This is a genomic window from Achromobacter semiaridum (assembly GCF_053543755.1).
In genome coordinates this window covers 1-18,432 of sequence record NZ_JBLVOL010000065.1, presented here as the reverse complement: position 1 = coordinate 18,432, position 18,432 = coordinate 1, and the positions used below count along the sequence as shown (strand labels likewise).

The following is an 18,432-nucleotide window of genomic DNA, read 5'->3' as shown; positions in this document are numbered from 1 at the left end:
CTGGCGCCGCCCGCGCGTATCGATATTGCGTGGTTACTGCGCAGCATGTTTCGCGAAACCAGCTCCCTGGGCATGCCGGGCGGGGCCGGATTGCTGCCGGCTGACTGGCTGGACCCCGACATGGTGGCCGGCGCGGTGCGTGCGGTGGGCCGATCGGTGCGCGCGAATCTGGTCAGCTATGGACATCCGCAAGGGTTCGCCCCGCTGCGCCAGCAGATTGCTGCGTCGTTGCAGAACGACGGCGTGCCCGCGCACCCCGAACTGAACCTGCTGACCACGAACGGCGTCACCCACGGGCTGGATCTGATCGCCAGGCACTTCGTCAAACCGGGCGACACCGTCCTGGTGGAAGACCCCGCGTGGTTCGTCATCTTTGGCCGGCTGGCCGCGTTTGGCGCGCGCCTGATCGGCGTTCCGCGCGGGCCGGACGGCCCTGATATCGCACAGCTGGAACAGCTGGCCGCCGAGCACAAGCCCAAGTTGTTCATTATCAACAGCGCCGTGCACAACCCCACCGGCCACACGCTGTCGGCCGGCGTGGCCTACGACATCCTGCGCATCGCCGAACGGCACGATTTCGTCATCGTCGAAGACGACACCTACGGCGAACTGCATCCCGGTGGTGCGATGAAGCTGGCGGTGCTGGACCGGTTGAACCGCGTCATCCTGGTCAGCGGTTATTCCAAGATGCTGGCGGCCAGCCTGCGCGTGGGTTATGTGGCCGCCAACCCCGACATGCTGCAAAAGCTGGCCGACCTGAAAATGCTGGCCGGCCTGACATCCCCGGAACTGGGCGAACGCGTGATCCACCGGGTGTTGATGGAGGGGCAGTACCGACGCCACATCGAGCGCGTGCGCGCCCGCGTGGACGAGGCGCGCCAACGCTGTCTGAAAGCGCTGTTGAAACTGGGCCTGACGGTGCCGCACGAACCGAACGCGGGGATGTTCGTCTGGGCCGACTGCGGGCGCGACAGCGAGGTACTGGCGCGCGAGGCCGCGGACCAGGGCATGTTGCTGGCGCCGGGCACGCTGTTTTCACCGTCCCAGGCGCCGTCCACGATGCTGCGCTTTTCGGTGTCCATCGCGGACGACCGCCGTATCTGGACCCAATTGGAAAAACTCTTCGCGCAAAACGGCTCCTACAATCAATAATATGCAGCTATCTATCTGAAGGAACCGCCATGTCCGCACCCATCAAGCCCCTGACCGAAAATTTTGCCGTTGCGCCGCAACTCGGCCCTGACGACATGGCCGATGTCGCCGCCGCCGGCTATAAAAGCGTCATCATCAACCGCCCCGACTTCGAAGGCGGCCCCGATCAGCCCACCGCCGCCGACGTGTCCAAGGCCGCAGAAGCCGCCGGCCTGAAGATCGAATATCAGCCGGTGGTCGGCAGCGCCATGACCGTGTCCGACGTGGTCCGTTTCGCCGAATTGCTCAAGACGCTGCCGGGCCCCGTGCTGGCCTATTGCCGCACCGGCACGCGCTGCACCAACCTGTACGCAGCCGCCCAGCAATTGGGCAGTTGAACCCAAGCTTGACGCGCATCAAGAGCGCCGGGTTCCCTTGATGTGAACCTGGCGGCTTTCCAGTAGCATAAAGATTCCTCTCAAACAGGAGCAGGCAAGATGTTCAAGAAGATCCTGATTCCCACCGACGGTTCGCCCCTGTCGGCCCAAGCCGCCAACGCGGGCATTTCCTTTGCCCGTTCGGTTGGCGCCGAAGTCGTTGCGCTGTACGTGACTCAGCCGTTTGCGGCCACCATCGGTTTCGACGGCATGGCCGCCGCGTACGCCATCACCGACGAGGACTACGAGAAGGCATCGGCCGAACAAGCCGACAAGTACCTCAAGCAGATCACCGACCGCGCCGACACCGCCGGCGTCAAGTCCGAGGCGCGCGCCGTGTCCAACTTCAACGTTGCCGACGGCATCGTGCAAGCGGCGTCCGACGCCGGCTGCGACCTGATCTTCATCGGTAGCCACGGCCGCAGCGGCCTGTCGCGCCTGCTGCTGGGCAGCGTCACCGCCAAGGTGCTGTCGCTGGCCACCACCGCCGTGCTGGTGTACCGCGTCAAGGAAGAAAAGAAGTAAGCGCGCTGCACATAGCGCGCTTGGTTCTCGCCGCCGCCTCTCGCGGCGCACCGAAGCCCCTCTGTCCGAGGGGCTTTTTTTGTGCACGCGGGCACCGCAGCCGGTGCCGCGATGAGCGGGTGTCCCCGGACGACCCGTGAATCCTTATCGCGCGTAGTGGCAAAGCTTGAAAGTTGACGCGCCGCGCGTAATATTTACGCATCAGCGCGGGCGCGGTTACGCATTACCCCTACGAAACGCGGCATGGCGCCCGCCGCGGCAGCGCCCGGTCGGGCTTGCCGTACTGCCCAGTGGTTCCCTGCAAGGAAGAGGCCATGACCCGCAAGACGCGTATCGAGCTTTACCGCAATATTGGCATCAGCGCCCATATCGACGCGGGCAAAACGACGACCACCGAGCGCATCCTCTTCTATACCGGCATCACGCACAAAATCGGCGAAGTCCATGACGGCGCCGCCGTGATGGACTGGATGGAGCAAGAGCAGGAACGCGGCATCACCATTACATCGGCAGCTACCACCGCCTTCTGGAAGGGCATGGCGGGCAATTATCCCGAACACCGCATCAACATCATCGACACCCCGGGCCACGTGGACTTCACCATCGAGGTGGAACGGTCCATGCGCGTGCTGGACGGCGCCGTCATGGTCTATGACGCGGTGGGCGGCGTGCAGCCGCAATCTGAAACGGTTTGGCGTCAGGCCAATAAGTACAAGGTGCCGCGCCTGGCCTTCGTGAACAAGATGGACCGCGTGGGCGCGGATTTCCTGCGTGTGCAACGCCAGATCGCTGAACGCCTGAAGGGCGATGCGGTGCCGATCCAGTTGCCGGTGGGCGCCGAAGACCACTTCGAAGGCGTGATCGACCTGGTCAAGATGAAGGCCATCATCTGGGACGACGCCAGCCAGGGCGTGAAGTTCCAGTACGAAGACATTCCGCAAGCCATGCAGGCCGAGGCGCAGAAGTGGCACGACAAGATGGTCGAGAAGGCGGCCGAGGCCAATGAGACGCTGCTTGAAAAATACCTGTCGGGCGAAACGTTGACCGAAGACGAGATCAAGCAGGGTCTGCGCGCGCGCACCATCGCTAACGAAATCGTGCCCATGCTGTGTGGCAGCGCCTTCAAGAACAAGGGCGTGCAGGCCATGCTGGACGCCGTGATCGACTACATGCCATCGCCCGTCGACGTACCCGCCATCAAGGGGCACGACGAGCGCGACCGCGAAATTGAACGCCATCCGGCCGATAACGAGCCTTTTTCGGCGCTGGCCTTCAAGATCATGACGGACCCGTTCGTCGGCCAACTGGTGTTCTTCCGCGTGTATTCGGGCGTGGTGAAGTCGGGCGACTCGGTTTACAACCCCATCAAGGGCAAGAAGGAACGGCTGGGCCGCATCTTGCAGATGCACGCCAACGAGCGGCGCGAAATCACCGAGGTGTACGCCGGCGACATCGCGGCGGCGGTGGGCATCAAGGACGTGACCACGGGCGACACGCTGACCGATCCGGCCCACATCATCGTGCTGGAGCGCATGGTCTTCCCCGAACCCGTGATCTCGCAGGCGGTAGAGCCCAAGACCAAGGCCGACCAGGAAAAGATGGGCATCGCCCTGAACCGGCTGGCGCAGGAAGACCCGTCGTTCCGCGTGCGCACCGACGAAGAATCCGGCCAGACCATCATTTCGGGCATGGGCGAGCTGCACCTGGAAATTCTGGTTGACCGCATGAAACGCGAGTTCAACGTGGAAGCCACCGTGGGCAAGCCGCAGGTGGCTTACCGCGAAACCATCCGCAAGCCCTGCAACGAAGTCGAAGGCAAGTTCGTCAAGCAGTCGGGCGGGCGCGGCCAGTACGGTCACGTGGTGCTAAAGCTTGAACCGCAGGAGCCCGGCAAGGGCTACGAGTTTGTCGACGCCATCAAGGGCGGCGTGGTGCCGCGCGAATTCATCCCGGCGGTCGACAAGGGCATCCGCGAATCGCTCAATGCGGGCGTGCTGGCGGGCTACCCCGTTGTGGACGTGAAGGCCACGCTGTTCTTCGGGTCGTACCACGACGTGGACTCGAACGAGAACGCCTTCAAGATGGCGGGCTCGATGGCGTTCAAGGAAGGCATGCGTCGCGCGGACCCGGTGTTGCTGGAGCCCATGATGCAGGTTGAGGTGGAAACGCCCGAGGACTTCACCGGCAACGTGATGGGCGACCTGTCTTCGCGGCGCGGCATGGTGCAGGGCATGGAAGACATCGCGGGTGGGGGCGGCAAGGTGGTGCGTGCCGAGGTGCCGCTGGCCGAGATGTTTGGCTATTCGACGTCATTGCGTTCGCTGACGCAGGGGCGTGCCACCTACACGATGGAGTTCAAGCACTACGCCGAAGCGCCGCGCCAGGTCGCGCAGGAAATCATCGCGGCACAGGGAGCCGGCCGCTGACGCGGACGGTGTGCGCGCTCAAGAGCGTGGCGCGCCGGCGGGCGTGGGTTTGCGCCGGCCGTGCCATGCCGGCGCGAACGGCTACCGCTTTCAGCCGCCGATGAATTCCTGGATGGCGTTGTTGAACACGCGCGGGTTGCCCAGGTTCATGCCATGGGACGAGCCCACCACCGTTACGCGGTGCGCGTGCGGCAGCCATTGCGACAAGGCGTCCAGGACAGCCGGGTAGGGGGCGGGGCTTAATGCCCCGCCGATCAGCAGCGTTGGCATCTTCAGGGTGCCTATCTGCTGTGGCGTCAGCGCTTCCGGCTTTTCGTCGGCCTGGCCGAACAGCGTGCCGACGTTGTCGCGCACCATCTCCTTGAACCACGGCACCATGCGCTGCCAGGTGTTCGGCCCTGTTACGGTGTCCACGAACAGGGCCAGGCCTTCTTCGACATCGCCTTGGCGGATCAGCCCCAACGCGCGTTGGCGAAAGCCGCCGCGCGCATCGTCGCCGCCGGGCAAGGGCAGGCCGGGGTCGGCCAGGGTCAGGCTGCGCACGGCATCGGGCTGGGCCAGTGCCGCTTCCAGCGCGACACGGCCGCCGCGTGAGTGGCCCACCAGATGGGCGGGGCCACCCGCCACGGTATCGATGAATGCCAAGACGTCGGCGGCGTGTTGCTCGACCGAAAAGCCTTCGCCTTCACCGTCCCAGCTTTCCGGCCAATAGCGGCGCAGACACACCGCCAGCACGCGAAACGTGTTGCCCAGCGGCGCCATTTGCGACTTCCAGTAGCGGCAGTCGGACAGCGATCCGTGCACCAGCACCAGCGGCACGCCGCTGCCGTACTCGGTGTAGGACATGGCGTAGCCGCCGATCAGGGCGGTTTGCAGGGGAAGGACGGGTTCGGAACGCATGAGGGGCATAAACGGAAAAGCCAGGTCCGCATTCTAGCGTGGGCCGTGGCGAGATCCGCCCGCCAACGCCAGGGAAGGCGCGGGGGCGCCGCTGATACACTCGTCGTCGGCATTTAACTGGGCAGCGTCAGCAGCGCTGCCGCCCGTCTTTCATGGAGTCGCCACGATGTCCCCCGAGTCACTTGCCGCGTTGCCTGAATCCGCCCAGCGTGTTGCCCGCCTGTTACTGGAAATTGGCCATGACAAGCCGGTTGTGGTCCTGCCGCAATCCGGCAGGACGTCGGCCGAGGCGGCGGCGGGCCTGGGTTGCGAGGTGGCGCAGATTGCCAAGTCCATCATTTTCCGTCGGGCCTCTGACAATGCGCCGGTGCTGGTCATCGCCAGCGGCGCCAACCGCGTGGACGAAGCGAAGGTGGCGGAGCAGGTTGGCGCGTTGGCCAAAGCCGATGCCAAATTCGTGCGCGACATGACGGGCTACGCCATTGGCGGCGTGTGCCCCATCGGGCATGCCGTCAAGCCGGTGATGCTGCTGGACGCCGATCTGTTCAATTACGACAGCCTGTGGGCCGCCGCCGGCCACCCGCACGCCGTCTTCAACCTGACGCCGAAACAGCTTGCCGACATGACGGGCGCGCCAGTGGTCGACGTCGCCCAACGCATTTGAGCGCAGTGGCCGGGCTGGGGGTGTGCGCCAGCGGGGCTATCGGGAGCTAACGTACGTTATCGGGGCCAACGGAGGCTATCAGGGCCAACGGAGGCTATCGGGGGCGTTCATTAAGCCCGTCGATGAGCACCTGGCGCAGCCCGCGCGTACACGCTTCGACACGGCCTTGCACGCCATACACCGCCGCCAGGGATTCGGGCGTGATCACGTCGGCCGGCGCGCCTTGCGCGTGCAGGCGTCCGTGCTGGATCATCACCGCGCGATCCGCGTGCTGCAAGGCCACGTTCAGGTCGTGCAGCACGATGACGCTGATCAGCCCGTGTTCCTGGGTTTCCTGTTTCAGCAGCCGCATCACGTGGAACTGATAATTCAGGTCCAGCGCGGACAGAGGCTCGTCCAGTAACAGCACGCGGGGCTGGCGGATTAGCGCTTGCGCCAATCCCACCAGTTGCTTCTGGCCACCCGACAGCGCATCCAGGTAATGCAACGCAAGGTGCGCAATGTCCAGGCGCGCCAGCAGGCGGTCGATATCCGACAAGTGCAGCGGCGGCGCCAGGGCATCGCGGCTGGCCCGGGCCGCCACCAGCACCGATTCAAACACCCGCAAGTGCACAGCGGCCGGCAGGCTTTGCGGCAGATACACCATATGACGCGCGCGTTCGCCCACGCCCAGCCGGGTCATGTCCTGGCCATCCAGCATGACGCTGCCGCCCCGAGTGCGAACCAGCCCTGCCAGTGCCTTGAGCAAGGTGGACTTGCCGCTGCCGTTCGGCCCAAGCAGGGCGGTGACTTCGCCCGCCACCAGCGACGGGATGGACAGCCCATGCAGCACGTCTTCGCGGCCGTAGCCCGCGTTCAGTTCGTGTACGTCCAAGGTGGCGTGCCGCGTCATGGCAGCTGTCGGCGCAACACGACCGCCACAAAAAAAGGAATGCCGACCAGCGCCGTCACGATGCCCACCGGCACCACCACGCCCGGCACCAGGTTCTTGGAAACGACGGAAGCCAGCGACAGGATCAACCCTCCCACCAGCGCGCTGCCGGGCAGATAAAAGCGGTGATCTTCGCCGAACAGCCGCCGTGCGATATGCGGCGCGACCAGGCCGATGAAGCCGATGGTGCCCACAAACGCCACGGCCAGCGCCGACAGCAGGCTGACACGCGCCAGCGCGGCGACCCGAACGCGGCGCACGTCCACGCCAAAGCTGGCCGCGCGATCTTCACCCAGCCGCAGCGCCGTCAGCTTCCACGACTGGCGCATCGCCAGCGGCATGGCCACGGCGACGGCCAAGGCCACCACGCCGGCCGTGGTCCAGTTGGAGCGGGACAGGCTACCCATGGTCCAGAAGACCAGGCTTTGCAGGGCCTCGGCGCTGGCCAGGAATTGCACCAGCGACACCAGGGCGTTGAAAGAGAACACCATGGCGATGCCGAACAGCACCACCCCCGAGGTGTTCATGCCGCTCCAGCGCGCCACCACGTCCAGCAACAAGGCCGCAAGCATCGCAAATAGAAAGGCGTTGCCGGCGATCAGCCACGCGTCCGGAATGCCGGGCACGCCAAGCTGCAACACAATGGCCAGCGACGCGCCGAACGCGGCGGCGGATGAAACGCCCAACGTGAAAGGGCTGGCCAAGGGGTTGTTCAAGATGGTCTGCATTTCGGCCCCGGCCAAGCCCAGCGCCATGCCGACCAGCGCCGCCATCAACGCTGAGGGCAGGCGAATGTCCCAGACTATGACGCGCACCGTCGCATCGGCCGAGGCGGGCGTGGTCAGGGTCAGCCATAGCTCGCGCCAGGGCAGGCCCGACGGGCCGACGGTGAAGTCAATCAGCAGCGCAATGAAAATCGCCGCCAGCAACAGGGCGATAAGCCCCGTGCGGCGGCGCACGATGCGCCGGTAGGCGCTGACCGCGCTTGCGGCGTTTGGCATTACTGCAGCAGTTGCAGGCGGCTCTTGGCCGTGCTGGCGGCTTGGGCGTTGGGGTAGTCGCGCACGATGCGTTGCAAGGTGGCCTTGGCGCCCGCGCGGTTGTTCAGTTCGATCTGGCCGCCTGCGATGATGAGCAGGGCGTCCGGGGCGCGCGCGTTGTCGGGCGACTTCTGCACCATGGCGGTCAACTGTTCGATGGCGCCCTTGAAGTCTTTCATGCCGTAGCGGCTGCTTCCCAGGTAGAACTGCGCGCTGGGGGCCAGTTGGCTGTTCGGATACAGGGCAGTGAAGGCGGCCAGCGATTCGGCGGCCTCCTTGTATTGGCCCTTGCGGAACAGGTCCATGGCGCCGTCATAGGCGGCTTGTTCCTGCGGATCGCCGGCGGCGGTGCCCGGCGGGTTGGTGCCGCTGGGGGCGCCCGGCTTGGCGCTGGGCTGCTGGCGCGACACCAGTTCGAGCTGATCGCGCAGCTGCGCGACTTCTTGCTGCAGGGATTGAATCTGATCAGCCAGTTGCAGCTTGGCCCGTTGGCTTTGCTCGTTCTGCTGCTGCACCTGCTGGCGCAAATCCAGGATGGCCTTGCGGGCTTCATCGTCGGAAAAAGCGTGGGCGGGCGCCGCCAATGCCGCAAGCACAAGGCCGGAGGCCACAATCAGAGGACGCAGGGACAGAACTTTATCGCGCATGAATATTCCCGGGTATAAAAACAAACGTCGGGACGGCCGGCTGACCGTCCCGACGCGTGGTAGGGCTCTTTGACTTAAGCGAAAAGCTTAACGCAGATAGTTGATATCGGCGCGGCGGTTTTCAGCAAAGTCGGCTTCCGACGTACCCGTCGACTTCGGCTTTTCTTTGCCGAAGCTGATGGTTTCGATCTGGTTGTCGCTGACGCCCAGCAGGGTCATCATGCGACGCACGGCGTCTGCACGACGCTGGCCCAGGGCCAGGTTGTACTCAGCACCGCCGCGTTCGTCGGTGTTGCCTTCGATCTTGACCTTCTGCTGCTGGTGCGAAGCCAGGTAGCGGGCGTGGGTTTCGACCAAGCCGCGGTACTGGTCCGACACGGTGTAGCTGTCGAAATCAAAGTACACCGAGCGCTGTTGCGCCAGGATGCTTTGGGGGTTAAAGGGATCAAGGATTTGGCCAGAGGCCGAAGATCCTTGGCCAGCGCCTCCGCCCTGACCCGCTTTATCGTCGAGAGGGACGGAGCTGCAAGCTGCCAGAGTGGCAGCCAGAGCGGCAATGGTCAGGCTTTTGGCAATGCGCGACTTCATGATAGTTCCTTTGCAAAGAGAGTCACACGTGTTATCGGGTAAATGGGCCCCAAGTCGGTTCACGTATTTCCCCGTTCAGTACCGAAAGCGTCTGCCGTACGCGGCCATCGCTCGAGACACCCGCAAGCACGCTACGTCCATTTTGGATGGCGGCGTAAAGCACTTGCATGCCATTCGGCGCGAAACTTGGCGACTGATCGTCACGACCATCAGTGATCAAGGATTCGGAGCCTGAGGACAGGTTCAACGACGCGATTCGAAACGCGCCGTCGCGTCTTGCAACGTACAGCAGCGTCGATCCATCGGGGGAAATTCGGGGTGATATGTTGTAACCACCATTAAACGTGAGGCGGCGAGCTTCGCCACCTGTCGAGCCGGTCTGATAGATTTGCGGCCCGCCGCTGCGGTCACTCGTAAAGATAATGGATGCACCGTCTGGCGTAAAGGTCGGTTCAGTGTCAATCCCGGGAGAACGCGTAACTCGCGTGGGATTGGCGCCATCTGACGCTCCAACGATGTAAATTTGCGACAAACCATCGCGCGTCAGGGCCACGGCCAGCTTCGAACCGTCAGGCGACCAGGCTGGTGCGCTGTTGTTGCCCTTGAAGTTGGCAACCGGTACGCGGGCGCTGGTAGCCAGCGTGTGCACGTACACAACGGGCTTGCCGGACTCGAAGCTCACGTAGGCCAGCTTGGCGCCGTCGGGCGACCACGAGGGCGAAATGATGGGCTCGCGCGAGCGCAGCGCAACTTGCGGATTCTGCCCGTCGGCGTCGGCCACTTGCAGTTCGTAGGTGGCGCCCTTCTTCAGCACGTAGGCGATGCGGGTCGAGAACACGCCGCGAACGCCGGTGATCTTTTCGTAGATCCGGTCGGCGATCTGGTGAGCGACTCGGCGCAGTTCCTGCTCGGTGCCCGAAAATGCCACGCCATCCAGCTGACCCTTCTTGACCGTATCGGCCAGGCGGTAGCGCACGTCGTAGCGGCCATCGGCGCCACGGGTGATGCTGCCGTACGCCAGGAAGTCGGCGCCTTTGCCGCGCCAGTCGTCGTGGGCGATCGGGGAATCAACGTTCAAGCCGGAGCCCGCGGCGTTGATCAGACGGAACTGGCCCGTACGGGTCAGGTCGGCGCGGATCACTTCGGCCAGGGCACGGCCGTGGGTGTCGTCAACGGCAAAGTCGGCAATCGCGACCGGATATTGCGTGGCGCCCGTGCCGGAAATATCGACACGCAATTGCGCATGGGCGGGCTTGGCGGCCATCAGGCACAGCGCAAGCATCAACAAACCGAGCCCATACGATCGCCAGAGAGCGAGGACGGAACCTCGTCGGCTATAAGCGGGAGTCATATTCATCAATCTCCTGTCAATCATACATTTTGTGCACTACGTCAATGAACTTGTCGTAGCCGCCCGTGGAGGGCTTGGGGAAGGGGTTGCAACGGCGTATACCGGTTTCGACCGCGCGGTCGAATGCCGGGTTGCCCGAAGAATCGGTCAGGGTCACGCCGTTAACCTTCCCGTCAGTGCCTAACTGTACCCGGTATTGTGCGGTCGGATTGGCCGAGCCGTTGCGCGGCGGGGGCTGGTAAGCCACACCGGGAAGGATGCAGGCGCGGACCTTGGCGGCATAGCCGTTGTCGCGTCCGCCGCCCGCCTGGTTGCGATCCGCCGTGCCGCCGGGAATGCCGGCAGCGCCCAGGGCGTCGTTGCGGAATGCATCCTTGAGCGCCTTGTCGGCAGCAGCCTTCTTGGCTGCGGCGGCTTTCTCGGCAGCGGCCTTTTCGGCAGCGGCTTTGTCAGCGGCCGCCTTTTCAGCAGCGGCCTTATCGGCAGCCGCCTTTTCAGCGGCCGCCTTCTTGGCGGCGTCTTCCTTGGCCTTTTTCTCGGCGGCAGCCTTGTCGGCAGCTGCCTTTTCGGCGGCTTTCTCGGCGGCTGCTTTGTCAGCCGCGGCCTTTTCAGCGGCAGCCTTCTCGGCCGCTTTCTCGGCAGCGGCCTTCTCAGCCGCCTGGCGTTCCTGCTCCAGGCGCTTCTTTTCTTTCAGCTCGGCCTGCTTGCGCTCTTCTTCCAGGCGCGCCTTTTCCTTGGCTTCAGCGGCCTGCTTCGCCTTTTCTTCCTGCTCGCGCTTCTTCTTGGCTTCCTGGATGGCGATCTCGGGATCGACTTCCTCGGTCTTGGGCTGAGCCGCGGGCTCGGGCTTCGGAGGAGGGGGAGGCGGAGGAGGAGGTGGCGGCGGCTCGGGCGCCTTTTCGGGCTCGGGCTTGGGCTCGGGTTTCGGTTGCGGCTTGGGCTGTTCGGGTTGCGGCGTGGGCGGCGGGGAGACGGGCGAATTGCCGTCGGCCCAGAGCTGGACTTCGACGGGGCCGGGGGCCTCCGTGCGCCAGTTCACGCCAAAAATCAGGGCGACGAGCAGCAGCAAGTGCACCGCCACGGCCAGAATGAGCGCATTCCGGTTGTCGTTGTTGGGCGGGGTGGCCGGTGGGCCGCTGCGGTGTCGAATAATGGGTGGCGTCATGGGCGTTGCATGCCGGCATAGCCGGCGGAAGGCGGCGCGTTAGCGTTTTTTCGCGGATGCGGGCTGGGACGAGCCTGCGGCGGACTGGTCCACCAGCAAGCCCAGGCGGGTGATGCCGTTGGTGCGTAACTCGTCCATTACCTTGACGACCGTCTCATAGGGCACCTTGCCGTCGGCGGCAATCACCACCGGCGTTTCCGCGGTAATACGCGAACGCACCTGCGCCACGAGCTCGGGGCGGGCGATGTCCTGCATCGTCGCGCCGGGCTCGCGCAGACGCAGCGCGATCTTGCCGTCTTCAGAGATCTGCACTTCAAGCGGCTTGACCGGCACATCCGAGGCCGCGCCAACCGAAGGCAGCTGGATCAGCCCGGGCGTGATCAGCGGGGCGGTCACCATGAAGATGACCAGCAGCACCAGCATCACGTCGATGTACGGCACCACGTTGATGTCGGCCTTCATGCGGCGGCCGGACCTGCCGCGTGAGCTTACCGAGGGCATTAGCGCACCTGCCGTTGCAGAATGTTCAGGAATTCGTCGACGAAGCTATCGAAACGGATCGAGATGCGGTCGATGTCGTTCGTGAAGCGGTTGTAGGCGACCACGGCGGGAATGGCGGCAAACAGGCCGATGGCGGTAGCGATCAGGGCTTCGGCAATGCCGGGAGCCACCGAAGCCAACGTGGCCTGCTGCATGTTCGACAGGCCGATGAAGGCGTGCATGATGCCCCAGACCGTGCCCAACAGGCCGATGTAGGGCGACACCGAACCGGCCGACGCCAGGAAGTTCAGGTGCGATTCCAGTGCGTCCATTTCGCGCTGGTAGGCGGCGCGCATGGCGCGGCGCGGGCCGTCCAGCAATGCGGTGGCATCGCCGGCCGAATTGCCGCGTCGGGCCTTCAGGAACTCGGTCATGCCGGCATCGAAGATGCGGGCCAGCGCGCCTTGCTCGTCGCGGCGCGAAGCCACGGCTTGCTGCAGCATGGACAGGTCGCCGCCCGACCAGAAGTCGTCTTCAAAACGGCGGGTTTGGGTGTGCGCCCGCTTGATGGCAAGGCGCTTGGCGAAAATGTACGTCCAGGACATGATCGAAATGCCCAACAGCATCAACATGATCAGCTGGACCGGCACGCTGGCGTGCGAAATCAGCGAAAGCAACGACATGTCGTTGGTGACTTGCATGGTTATTCCTGAATGAATTCCAGTTTTGCGCGAACGGCGGCCGGCAACTCTGCCGGCCGCATGTGAATGGCGTCGACACAGCAGACTTGGATGTTGCCTTCGGCAAGCAGTTCCCCGTCGCGTTCCGCGCGCTGCGCGAAGTGTATCGAAGCGCGGCCGAGTTTGGTGATTCGGCTGCGTATGGTAAGCAAATCGTCCAGTTTGGCCGGTTTCCGGTAGGACATGTCCAAGGAGCGGACAACGAATAAGCGTTGTTCGCTGACGGCCAGCCCGGACTGGTTGACTCCCAGGGCGCGCAACCACTCCGTGCGGGCGCGCTCCAGGAATTTCAAGTAGTTGGCGTAGAAAACCACCCCGCCCGCATCCGTGTCTTCGTAATAGACACGGACTTGCAGGAGGAATTCGTTGGACTTCGGATCGGTCACGGTGCGGGCAGGCAATGAAGCGGGTCGGGACGCGGTTAAGTCCGTATCTACTATAGGGTTTAAAGGGTGTCGAGTTTCGTCAGCACCGCTTCAAGCGCGGACTCTACCGGAATCTTGGCAGCTTCGGTTTCCCGACGCGCTTGCAATTCCACCACACCATCGTTCAAGCCGCGTTCTCCAACTGTTACACGCAGCGGTGCGCCGATCAATTCCCACTCGGCGAACATGACGCCGGGGCGGGCATCGCGATCGTCAAGAATGACGTCCACGCCGCGCGCCAGCAGGGATTCATAGAGCTTTTGCGCGGTGTCACGCACCGTTTCACTTTTGCCCCAGCCCACCGGGCAGATCACGACTTCAAAAGGCGCGATCGCACGGGGCCAGATGATGCCGCGCGCGTCGTGGTTCTGCTCGATGGCAGCGCCAACGATGCGGGTCACGCCGATGCCGTAGCAGCCCATTTCCAGCACCGCCGGCTTGCCGGTCTCGTCCAGGAAGGTGGCCTTCAAGGCTTCGGAGTACTTCTTGCCCAGGTAAAAGACATGGCCCACTTCGATGCCGCGCTGGATGGACAGCGTGCCCTTGCCGTCCGGCGACGGGTCGCCGGCGACGACGTTGCGCAGGTCGGCCACCAGTTCGGGCTCGGGCAGGTCGCGACCCCAGTTCACGCCCTGGATGTGGAAATCTTCTTTATTGGCGCCGCAGACGAAATCGGCCATGTTGGCGACCGTTCGGTCGGCAATCACATGCACCGGCTTGGCCGTCTTGACGGGGCCGAGGTAGCCAGGCTTGCAGCCGAAGTACTCGACGATTTCGCTTTCCGTGGCAAAGCGGAAGCCCGCCAGGCCAGGCAGCTTTCCCGCCTTGATTTCGTTCAGTTCGTGGTCGCCGCGCAAGAGCAGCAGCCAGATGTCTACGCGGCCCTTGTCGCCGTCGGTGGCAAGCACGATCGATTTGATCGTCTTGTCCAGCGGCAGCCCCAGCAGCTTGGCCACGTCTTCGCACTTGGCTGCGCCCGGCGTTGCCACGTCGGCCATGGCTTGCGTGGCCGCGCCCCGGGTGGGGTACAGCGACACGGCTTCGGCCAGTTCGATATTGGCGGCGTAGTCGGTTTCGGCGTTGTAGACCAGCAGGTCTTCGCCGGTGTCGGCAATGACCTGGAATTCGTGGCTGCGCGTGCCGCCAATGGCGCCCGTATCGGCGGCCACGGCGCGGAATTGCAAGCCCAGGCGGCCGAAGATACGCATGTACGCGGCGTACATGGTGTCGTAGCTCTTGAGCGCGCCGGCTTCGTCGCGATCAAACGAATAGGCGTCCTTCATCGTGAATTCGCGGCCACGCATCAGCCCGAAGCGCGGACGGCGTTCGTCGCGGAACTTGGTCTGAATGTGATAGAAATTCAGCGGCAGCTGGCGGTAGCTGTGGATTTCGTTGCGCGCGATGTCGGTGATGACTTCCTCGGACGTGGGCTGCAGCACGAAGTCGCGCTGGTGGCGGTCCTTGATGCGCAGCAGTTCGGCGCCGTATTGCTCCCAGCGGCCCGATTCCTGCCAGAGTTCGGCGGGTTGAACCACCGGCATCAGCAGTTCGATAGCGCCCGACGCGTTCATTTCTTCCCGGACGATCGCCTCGACCTTGCGGATGATCTTCAGCCCGAGGGGCATGTAGGTGTAGATGCCGCCCGCGAGCTTGCGGATCATTCCGGCCCGGGTCATCAGCTGGTGGCTGGCGACTTCGGCTTCGGAAGGGGCTTCTTTGAGGGTGTTGATGTGGTAGTTGGATGCGCGCATGTTTAAAGGTGGCAGCAGATACGTATAATCGACTGTAATTGTATTGAATTCGGTGGGGGTGGCCCATGCTTGACCGCGAAGGCTACCGCCCCAATGTCGGCATCATTCTCGTCAACAGTCGAAACGAGGTCTTTTGGGGCAAGCGTATCAGGGAACATGCATGGCAGTTCCCCCAGGGCGGCATCAAATATGGCGAAAGCCCGGTGCAGGCCATGTATCGCGAACTCCATGAAGAGGTGGGCTTGAAGCCCGAGCATGTCCGTATTTTGGGGCGTACACGCGATTGGTTACGTTATAACGTGCCCGATCACTTCGTCCGGCGTGAGTGGCGTGGCCACTATAAAGGACAAAAACAGATTTGGTTCTTGTTGCGCCTGGTGGGACGTGACAGCGATGTGTGCTTGCGCGCGACGCAGCATCCGGAATTCGACGCCTGGCGCTGGAGCCAGTATTGGGTACCCCTGGACGCTGTTATCGAGTTCAAGCGCGACGTCTATACCCAGGCGTTGAACGAGTTGTCGGCGATCCTCTTTCGGCGTCATCACGAAACCCGCTATCTGCGCCAACGCGTGCACGGACAGCGGGCAGCAGAGAATTTGCCCGAAGGAACGGACGGTCATGCGCATATTGTTGGTTGAAGACGAACGGGACATGGCGTCCTGGTTGATGCGCGCGCTGGCCCAAAGCGGGTTTGTGCCGGACCATGCGGCAGACGCCCGCACCGCCGAAGCCTTCATGGCGGGCACGGAATATGACGCAATCGTCATGGACCTGCGCCTGCCCGACAAGCACGGCCTGGTCGTCCTGCGCGAAATGCGCAACCGCGACGACCGCACGCCGGTCTTGCTGCTTACTGCCCAAGGCGCGCTGCAAGACCGGGTGCGCGGGCTGAACCTGGGCGCGGACGATTTCCTGACCAAGCCCTTCGCCCTGGAAGAACTGGAAGCACGCCTGACCGCCCTGGTGCGTCGCAGCCGCGGCCGCCAGCATCCGCGCCTGCAGTGCGGCTCACTGTCCTACGACAGCGAGAGCCGCGCGTTCACATTGGATGGCTCTTTGCTGTTCCTGACCCCGCGTGAACATGCCGCCTTGGCGGCATTGCTGACCCGCAGTGGCTACCCCGTGGACAAATCCCAGCTATTCGGCAAGGTCTTTACGCACGATAGCGAAGCCAACCCCGACGCCATCGAAGTCGTGCTGCACCGGCTGCGCAAGAAGTTGGCCGGCAGCGACGTGCGTATCGTGACCGTTCGCGGCCTGGGCTACATGCTGGAAAGCGTCGCCAGCGAGTCCACGGAAACCTAAGTGAGCCTGCGGATCCCCGGGTTGCCGCGCGTGGGCATCCGCGCGCTGCTTATCATTTTGCTGCTGCCCGGCGTGGTGGTGCTGCTGGTCATCGACAGCCTGAACGACTACCGCACGCTGTCCGAAATTACCAACGAAGCCTATGACAGCGCGCTGGTCGAGCCGGCCCGCGTGCTGGAAAGCAGCCTGGAATTCACGCCCGACGGCAATCTTCAAGTGGCCACGCCGCTGTATGCGCAAGTCATGTTGGAATCCCGGGCCGGCCTGCGCAAGTACTTCCGCATCGAACAGATGGACCCGCCCGTGCCCGATGGCTCGCCCGTGCCTACCGAGCAGGGCAAGACCCTGTTGGGCATGCCGGAAATGCCGCGGCCGCCAAGCTGGCCTCGCTCTAACGGGCAACCTATTTTCTACGACGGTGTCTACCGCAACGATCCGGTCCGGGTCGTGGCGGTGGTGCGCGATCTGTACTACCAGGGCTTGCATCGGCAAGTAATGGTGGTGGTGGCCGAAAGCACGGGCAAGCGGATCGAAGCCGAGAACAATGCGCGTCGCCAGGAAATCCTGCGCGACGCCCGCATGTTGGCGTTGGTGGTGGTGCTGGTGTGGTGGGGCGTGTCATGGGCGCTCAAGCCCTTGCGACGTTTGCGTGCCGACATCCGCAACCGCCGGCCCGATGACCTGACACCGCTGGACGCCTCTCGCGTACCCAGTGAAGTGGCGCCGCTGGTGGACGCTGTCAATCACCATATCGCCCGATACCGCCGCGTGCTGGACGAACAATCGCATTTTCTGGCCGATGCCTCGCATCAGCTGCGCACACCCTTGGCCATCATGTTGACCCAGGCGCAATATGCGCTTCGCGAACGCGACCCCGCCCGCACGCGCGAAGGGCTGCGCGCCATCGTTGACCAGCTGGGTCGCACCCGACGCTTGACCGAGCAGTTGCTGTCGCTGGCACATGCCAACCAGGCGGAACCCCTGCCGCGCCAGCTGCTCGACATGAACGCGGTGTCGCGCGAAGTGGTGCTGCAATACCTGCCCTTGGCACACGAAAAGCAGCAGGACCTGGGCTGGGTGCAGGCCGGTTCCGAAGAAGGCCTGGAGACGTCCGCGCCGGTGTCGGGCAATGAAGCCGAGCTGCATGAAGCGTTGTCCAACCTGGTGCACAACGCCATCAATTACGCGCCCGTGGGCGCACGCATCACGGTGTCGGTCAGCCGCCTGGATAGCCGTGCCGAGGTGTCGGTGTCGGACAACGGCCCTGGCCTGGACCCGGTGCTGCGCAGCCGCGCCTTTGCGCGGTTTGAACGGGTCGGCACGGACAAGCCGGTGGCGTCATCGGGGTCCGGCCTGGGCCTGGCGATCGCGCGGGCCTATGCCCGCCGCAACGATGGCGACATCGAATTGCGAGACGGCGAGCCCAACGCACAGGGCGGCGTCGGACTGGCATCGGTGTTGTGGCTGCCGTTGGCGCCGACCGTTTCGCAGTATCCGCGTCCGCTTGATGTGGATCTGAAAGGCGAGCAATAAGCCTCGCGGCCGGGCGGGCACTCCCCCGCCGCCTTTCAAATTTTTTTCTTGTTTCCCCCTCTCTCGTGCTGCCGATCCTCAGGGATAACCCCCGAATTCAGGAAGGCGACAGCGCACAGAAAGCGAATTAGCAGCTTCCCTCCGTAATCTGCGCTCCGGTTCGTTGTAAAGGGCCGGGCGAGGCTCGTGTCGAGCGGCGCATCAAGGGCCGGCACGGTCCTGCACCGGAAGGAGGAAGCAAGTGCAAAAAAATATCAACAGAAAGGACTACTACGGCGGCGCGCTGATGGTCCTGATCGGGTTGGGGGCGATATACGGCGGCACCGACTATCACATCGGATCGCTTAGCCACATGGGACCCGGGTTTTTCCCCGCCGCATTGGGTGGCCTGCT

At 63.9% G+C, this 18,432-nt stretch carries 19 protein-coding genes and 1 pseudogene; 9 read left to right on the top strand and 11 right to left on the bottom strand.

Annotated features, from left to right (window positions below; genetic code table 11):
• The 4 genes from ACNPP0_RS18145 to fusA all read left to right on the top strand — a co-directional run.
• On the top strand, positions 1-1,152 hold a 1,152-nt coding region (locus ACNPP0_RS18145), incomplete at its 5' end, for an aminotransferase-like domain-containing protein (protein ID WP_448706622.1).
• Positions 1,153-1,181: 29 nt separating this feature from the next.
• Positions 1,182-1,529, top strand: coding sequence for a protein tyrosine phosphatase family protein (locus ACNPP0_RS18140; protein WP_332612107.1), 348 nt, complete (start codon positions 1,182-1,184; stop codon positions 1,527-1,529).
• A gap of 99 nt (positions 1,530-1,628) precedes the next feature.
• The gene (locus ACNPP0_RS18135; RefSeq protein ID WP_332612105.1) at positions 1,629-2,093 is read left to right on the top strand and encodes a universal stress protein; all 465 of its coding nucleotides are present in this window, start codon (positions 1,629-1,631) and stop codon (positions 2,091-2,093) included.
• A 314-nt stretch (positions 2,094-2,407) separates the two neighbouring features.
• Positions 2,408-4,519: an elongation factor G gene (fusA, locus tag ACNPP0_RS18130; RefSeq protein ID WP_332612103.1), complete on the top strand. Its 2,112-nt coding sequence runs from the start codon at positions 2,408-2,410 to the stop codon at positions 4,517-4,519.
• A gap of 90 nt (positions 4,520-4,609) precedes the next feature.
• Here the strand turns inward: fusA and ACNPP0_RS18125 are convergent, their stop codons facing one another.
• Positions 4,610-5,419 carry an alpha/beta fold hydrolase gene (locus ACNPP0_RS18125; protein WP_448706623.1) on the bottom strand — a complete coding sequence of 270 codons (810 nt, stop codon included), beginning with the start codon at positions 5,417-5,419 and terminating at the stop codon, positions 4,610-4,612.
• A 166-nt stretch (positions 5,420-5,585) separates the two neighbouring features.
• Between ACNPP0_RS18125 and ACNPP0_RS18120 the strand changes: the two genes are divergently transcribed.
• Positions 5,586-6,083 (top strand): YbaK/EbsC family protein, encoded by a 498-nt coding sequence (locus tag ACNPP0_RS18120; protein ID WP_332612099.1) that lies wholly within the window; start codon positions 5,586-5,588, stop codon positions 6,081-6,083.
• Positions 6,084-6,177: 94 nt separating this feature from the next.
• On the opposite strand, the gene ACNPP0_RS18115 is transcribed toward ACNPP0_RS18120, so the two are convergent.
• From ACNPP0_RS18115 to ACNPP0_RS18070, 10 genes are all read right to left on the bottom strand, one after another.
• Entirely contained in the window at positions 6,178-6,975 is a 798-nt protein-coding gene (locus ACNPP0_RS18115; RefSeq protein WP_332612098.1) for an ABC transporter ATP-binding protein, read from the bottom strand.
• Entirely contained in the window at positions 6,972-8,015 is a 1,044-nt protein-coding gene (locus ACNPP0_RS18110) for a FecCD family ABC transporter permease (protein WP_448706621.1), read from the bottom strand. Before ACNPP0_RS18110 ends, ACNPP0_RS18115 begins: the two co-directional genes overlap by 4 nt.
• Positions 8,015-8,701, bottom strand: a complete 687-nt coding sequence (gene ybgF, locus ACNPP0_RS18105; RefSeq protein ID WP_046806162.1) for a tol-pal system protein YbgF — start codon at positions 8,699-8,701, stop codon at positions 8,015-8,017. Before ybgF ends, ACNPP0_RS18110 begins: the two co-directional genes overlap by 1 nt.
• Positions 8,702-8,788: 87 nt before the next feature.
• Positions 8,789-9,289, bottom strand: a complete 501-nt coding sequence (gene pal / locus ACNPP0_RS18100) for a peptidoglycan-associated lipoprotein Pal (RefSeq protein ID WP_006217420.1) — start codon at positions 9,287-9,289, stop codon at positions 8,789-8,791.
• A 31-nt stretch (positions 9,290-9,320) separates the two neighbouring features.
• Positions 9,321-10,640, bottom strand: a complete 1,320-nt coding sequence (gene tolB / locus ACNPP0_RS18095; protein WP_332612600.1) for a Tol-Pal system beta propeller repeat protein TolB — start codon at positions 10,638-10,640, stop codon at positions 9,321-9,323.
• Between the two features lie 16 nt (positions 10,641-10,656).
• Complete coding sequence (tolA, locus tag ACNPP0_RS18090) at positions 10,657-11,805, bottom strand: cell envelope integrity protein TolA (RefSeq protein WP_448706620.1); 1,149 nt, start codon at positions 11,803-11,805, stop codon at positions 10,657-10,659.
• Positions 11,806-11,844: 39 nt separating this feature from the next.
• Positions 11,845-12,306: an ExbD/TolR family protein gene (locus ACNPP0_RS18085; protein ID WP_448706619.1), complete on the bottom strand. Its 462-nt coding sequence runs from the start codon at positions 12,304-12,306 to the stop codon at positions 11,845-11,847.
• Positions 12,306-12,986 (bottom strand): protein TolQ, encoded by a 681-nt coding sequence (tolQ, locus tag ACNPP0_RS18080; protein WP_046807611.1) that lies wholly within the window; start codon positions 12,984-12,986, stop codon positions 12,306-12,308. Before tolQ ends, ACNPP0_RS18085 begins: the two co-directional genes overlap by 1 nt.
• A 2-nt stretch (positions 12,987-12,988) precedes the next feature.
• On the bottom strand, positions 12,989-13,411 hold the full coding sequence (gene ybgC, locus ACNPP0_RS18075) for a tol-pal system-associated acyl-CoA thioesterase (RefSeq protein WP_332612091.1): 423 nt from the start codon (positions 13,409-13,411) through the stop codon (positions 12,989-12,991).
• A gap of 59 nt (positions 13,412-13,470) precedes the next feature.
• Entirely contained in the window at positions 13,471-15,201 is a 1,731-nt protein-coding gene (locus ACNPP0_RS18070; RefSeq protein WP_448706618.1) for a proline--tRNA ligase, read from the bottom strand.
• 65 nt (positions 15,202-15,266) lie between these two features.
• On the opposite strand from ACNPP0_RS18070, the gene ACNPP0_RS18065 reads away from it, so the two are divergent.
• The 4 genes and pseudogenes from ACNPP0_RS18065 to ACNPP0_RS18050 form a co-directional block, all read left to right on the top strand.
• Complete coding sequence (locus ACNPP0_RS18065; RefSeq protein ID WP_006217428.1) at positions 15,267-15,839, top strand: RNA pyrophosphohydrolase; 573 nt, start codon at positions 15,267-15,269, stop codon at positions 15,837-15,839.
• On the top strand, positions 15,820-16,506 hold the full coding sequence (locus ACNPP0_RS18060) for a response regulator (protein WP_046807613.1): 687 nt from the start codon (positions 15,820-15,822) through the stop codon (positions 16,504-16,506). Before ACNPP0_RS18065 ends, ACNPP0_RS18060 begins: the two co-directional genes overlap by 20 nt.
• Before the next feature lie 30 nt (positions 16,507-16,536).
• Positions 16,537-18,039 (top strand): sensor histidine kinase, encoded by a 1,503-nt coding sequence (locus tag ACNPP0_RS18055; RefSeq protein ID WP_332612599.1) that lies wholly within the window; start codon positions 16,537-16,539, stop codon positions 18,037-18,039.
• A 286-nt stretch (positions 18,040-18,325) separates the two neighbouring features.
• Positions 18,326-18,432: pseudogene (locus ACNPP0_RS18050) on the top strand (tripartite tricarboxylate transporter TctB family protein); the annotation flags it as partial.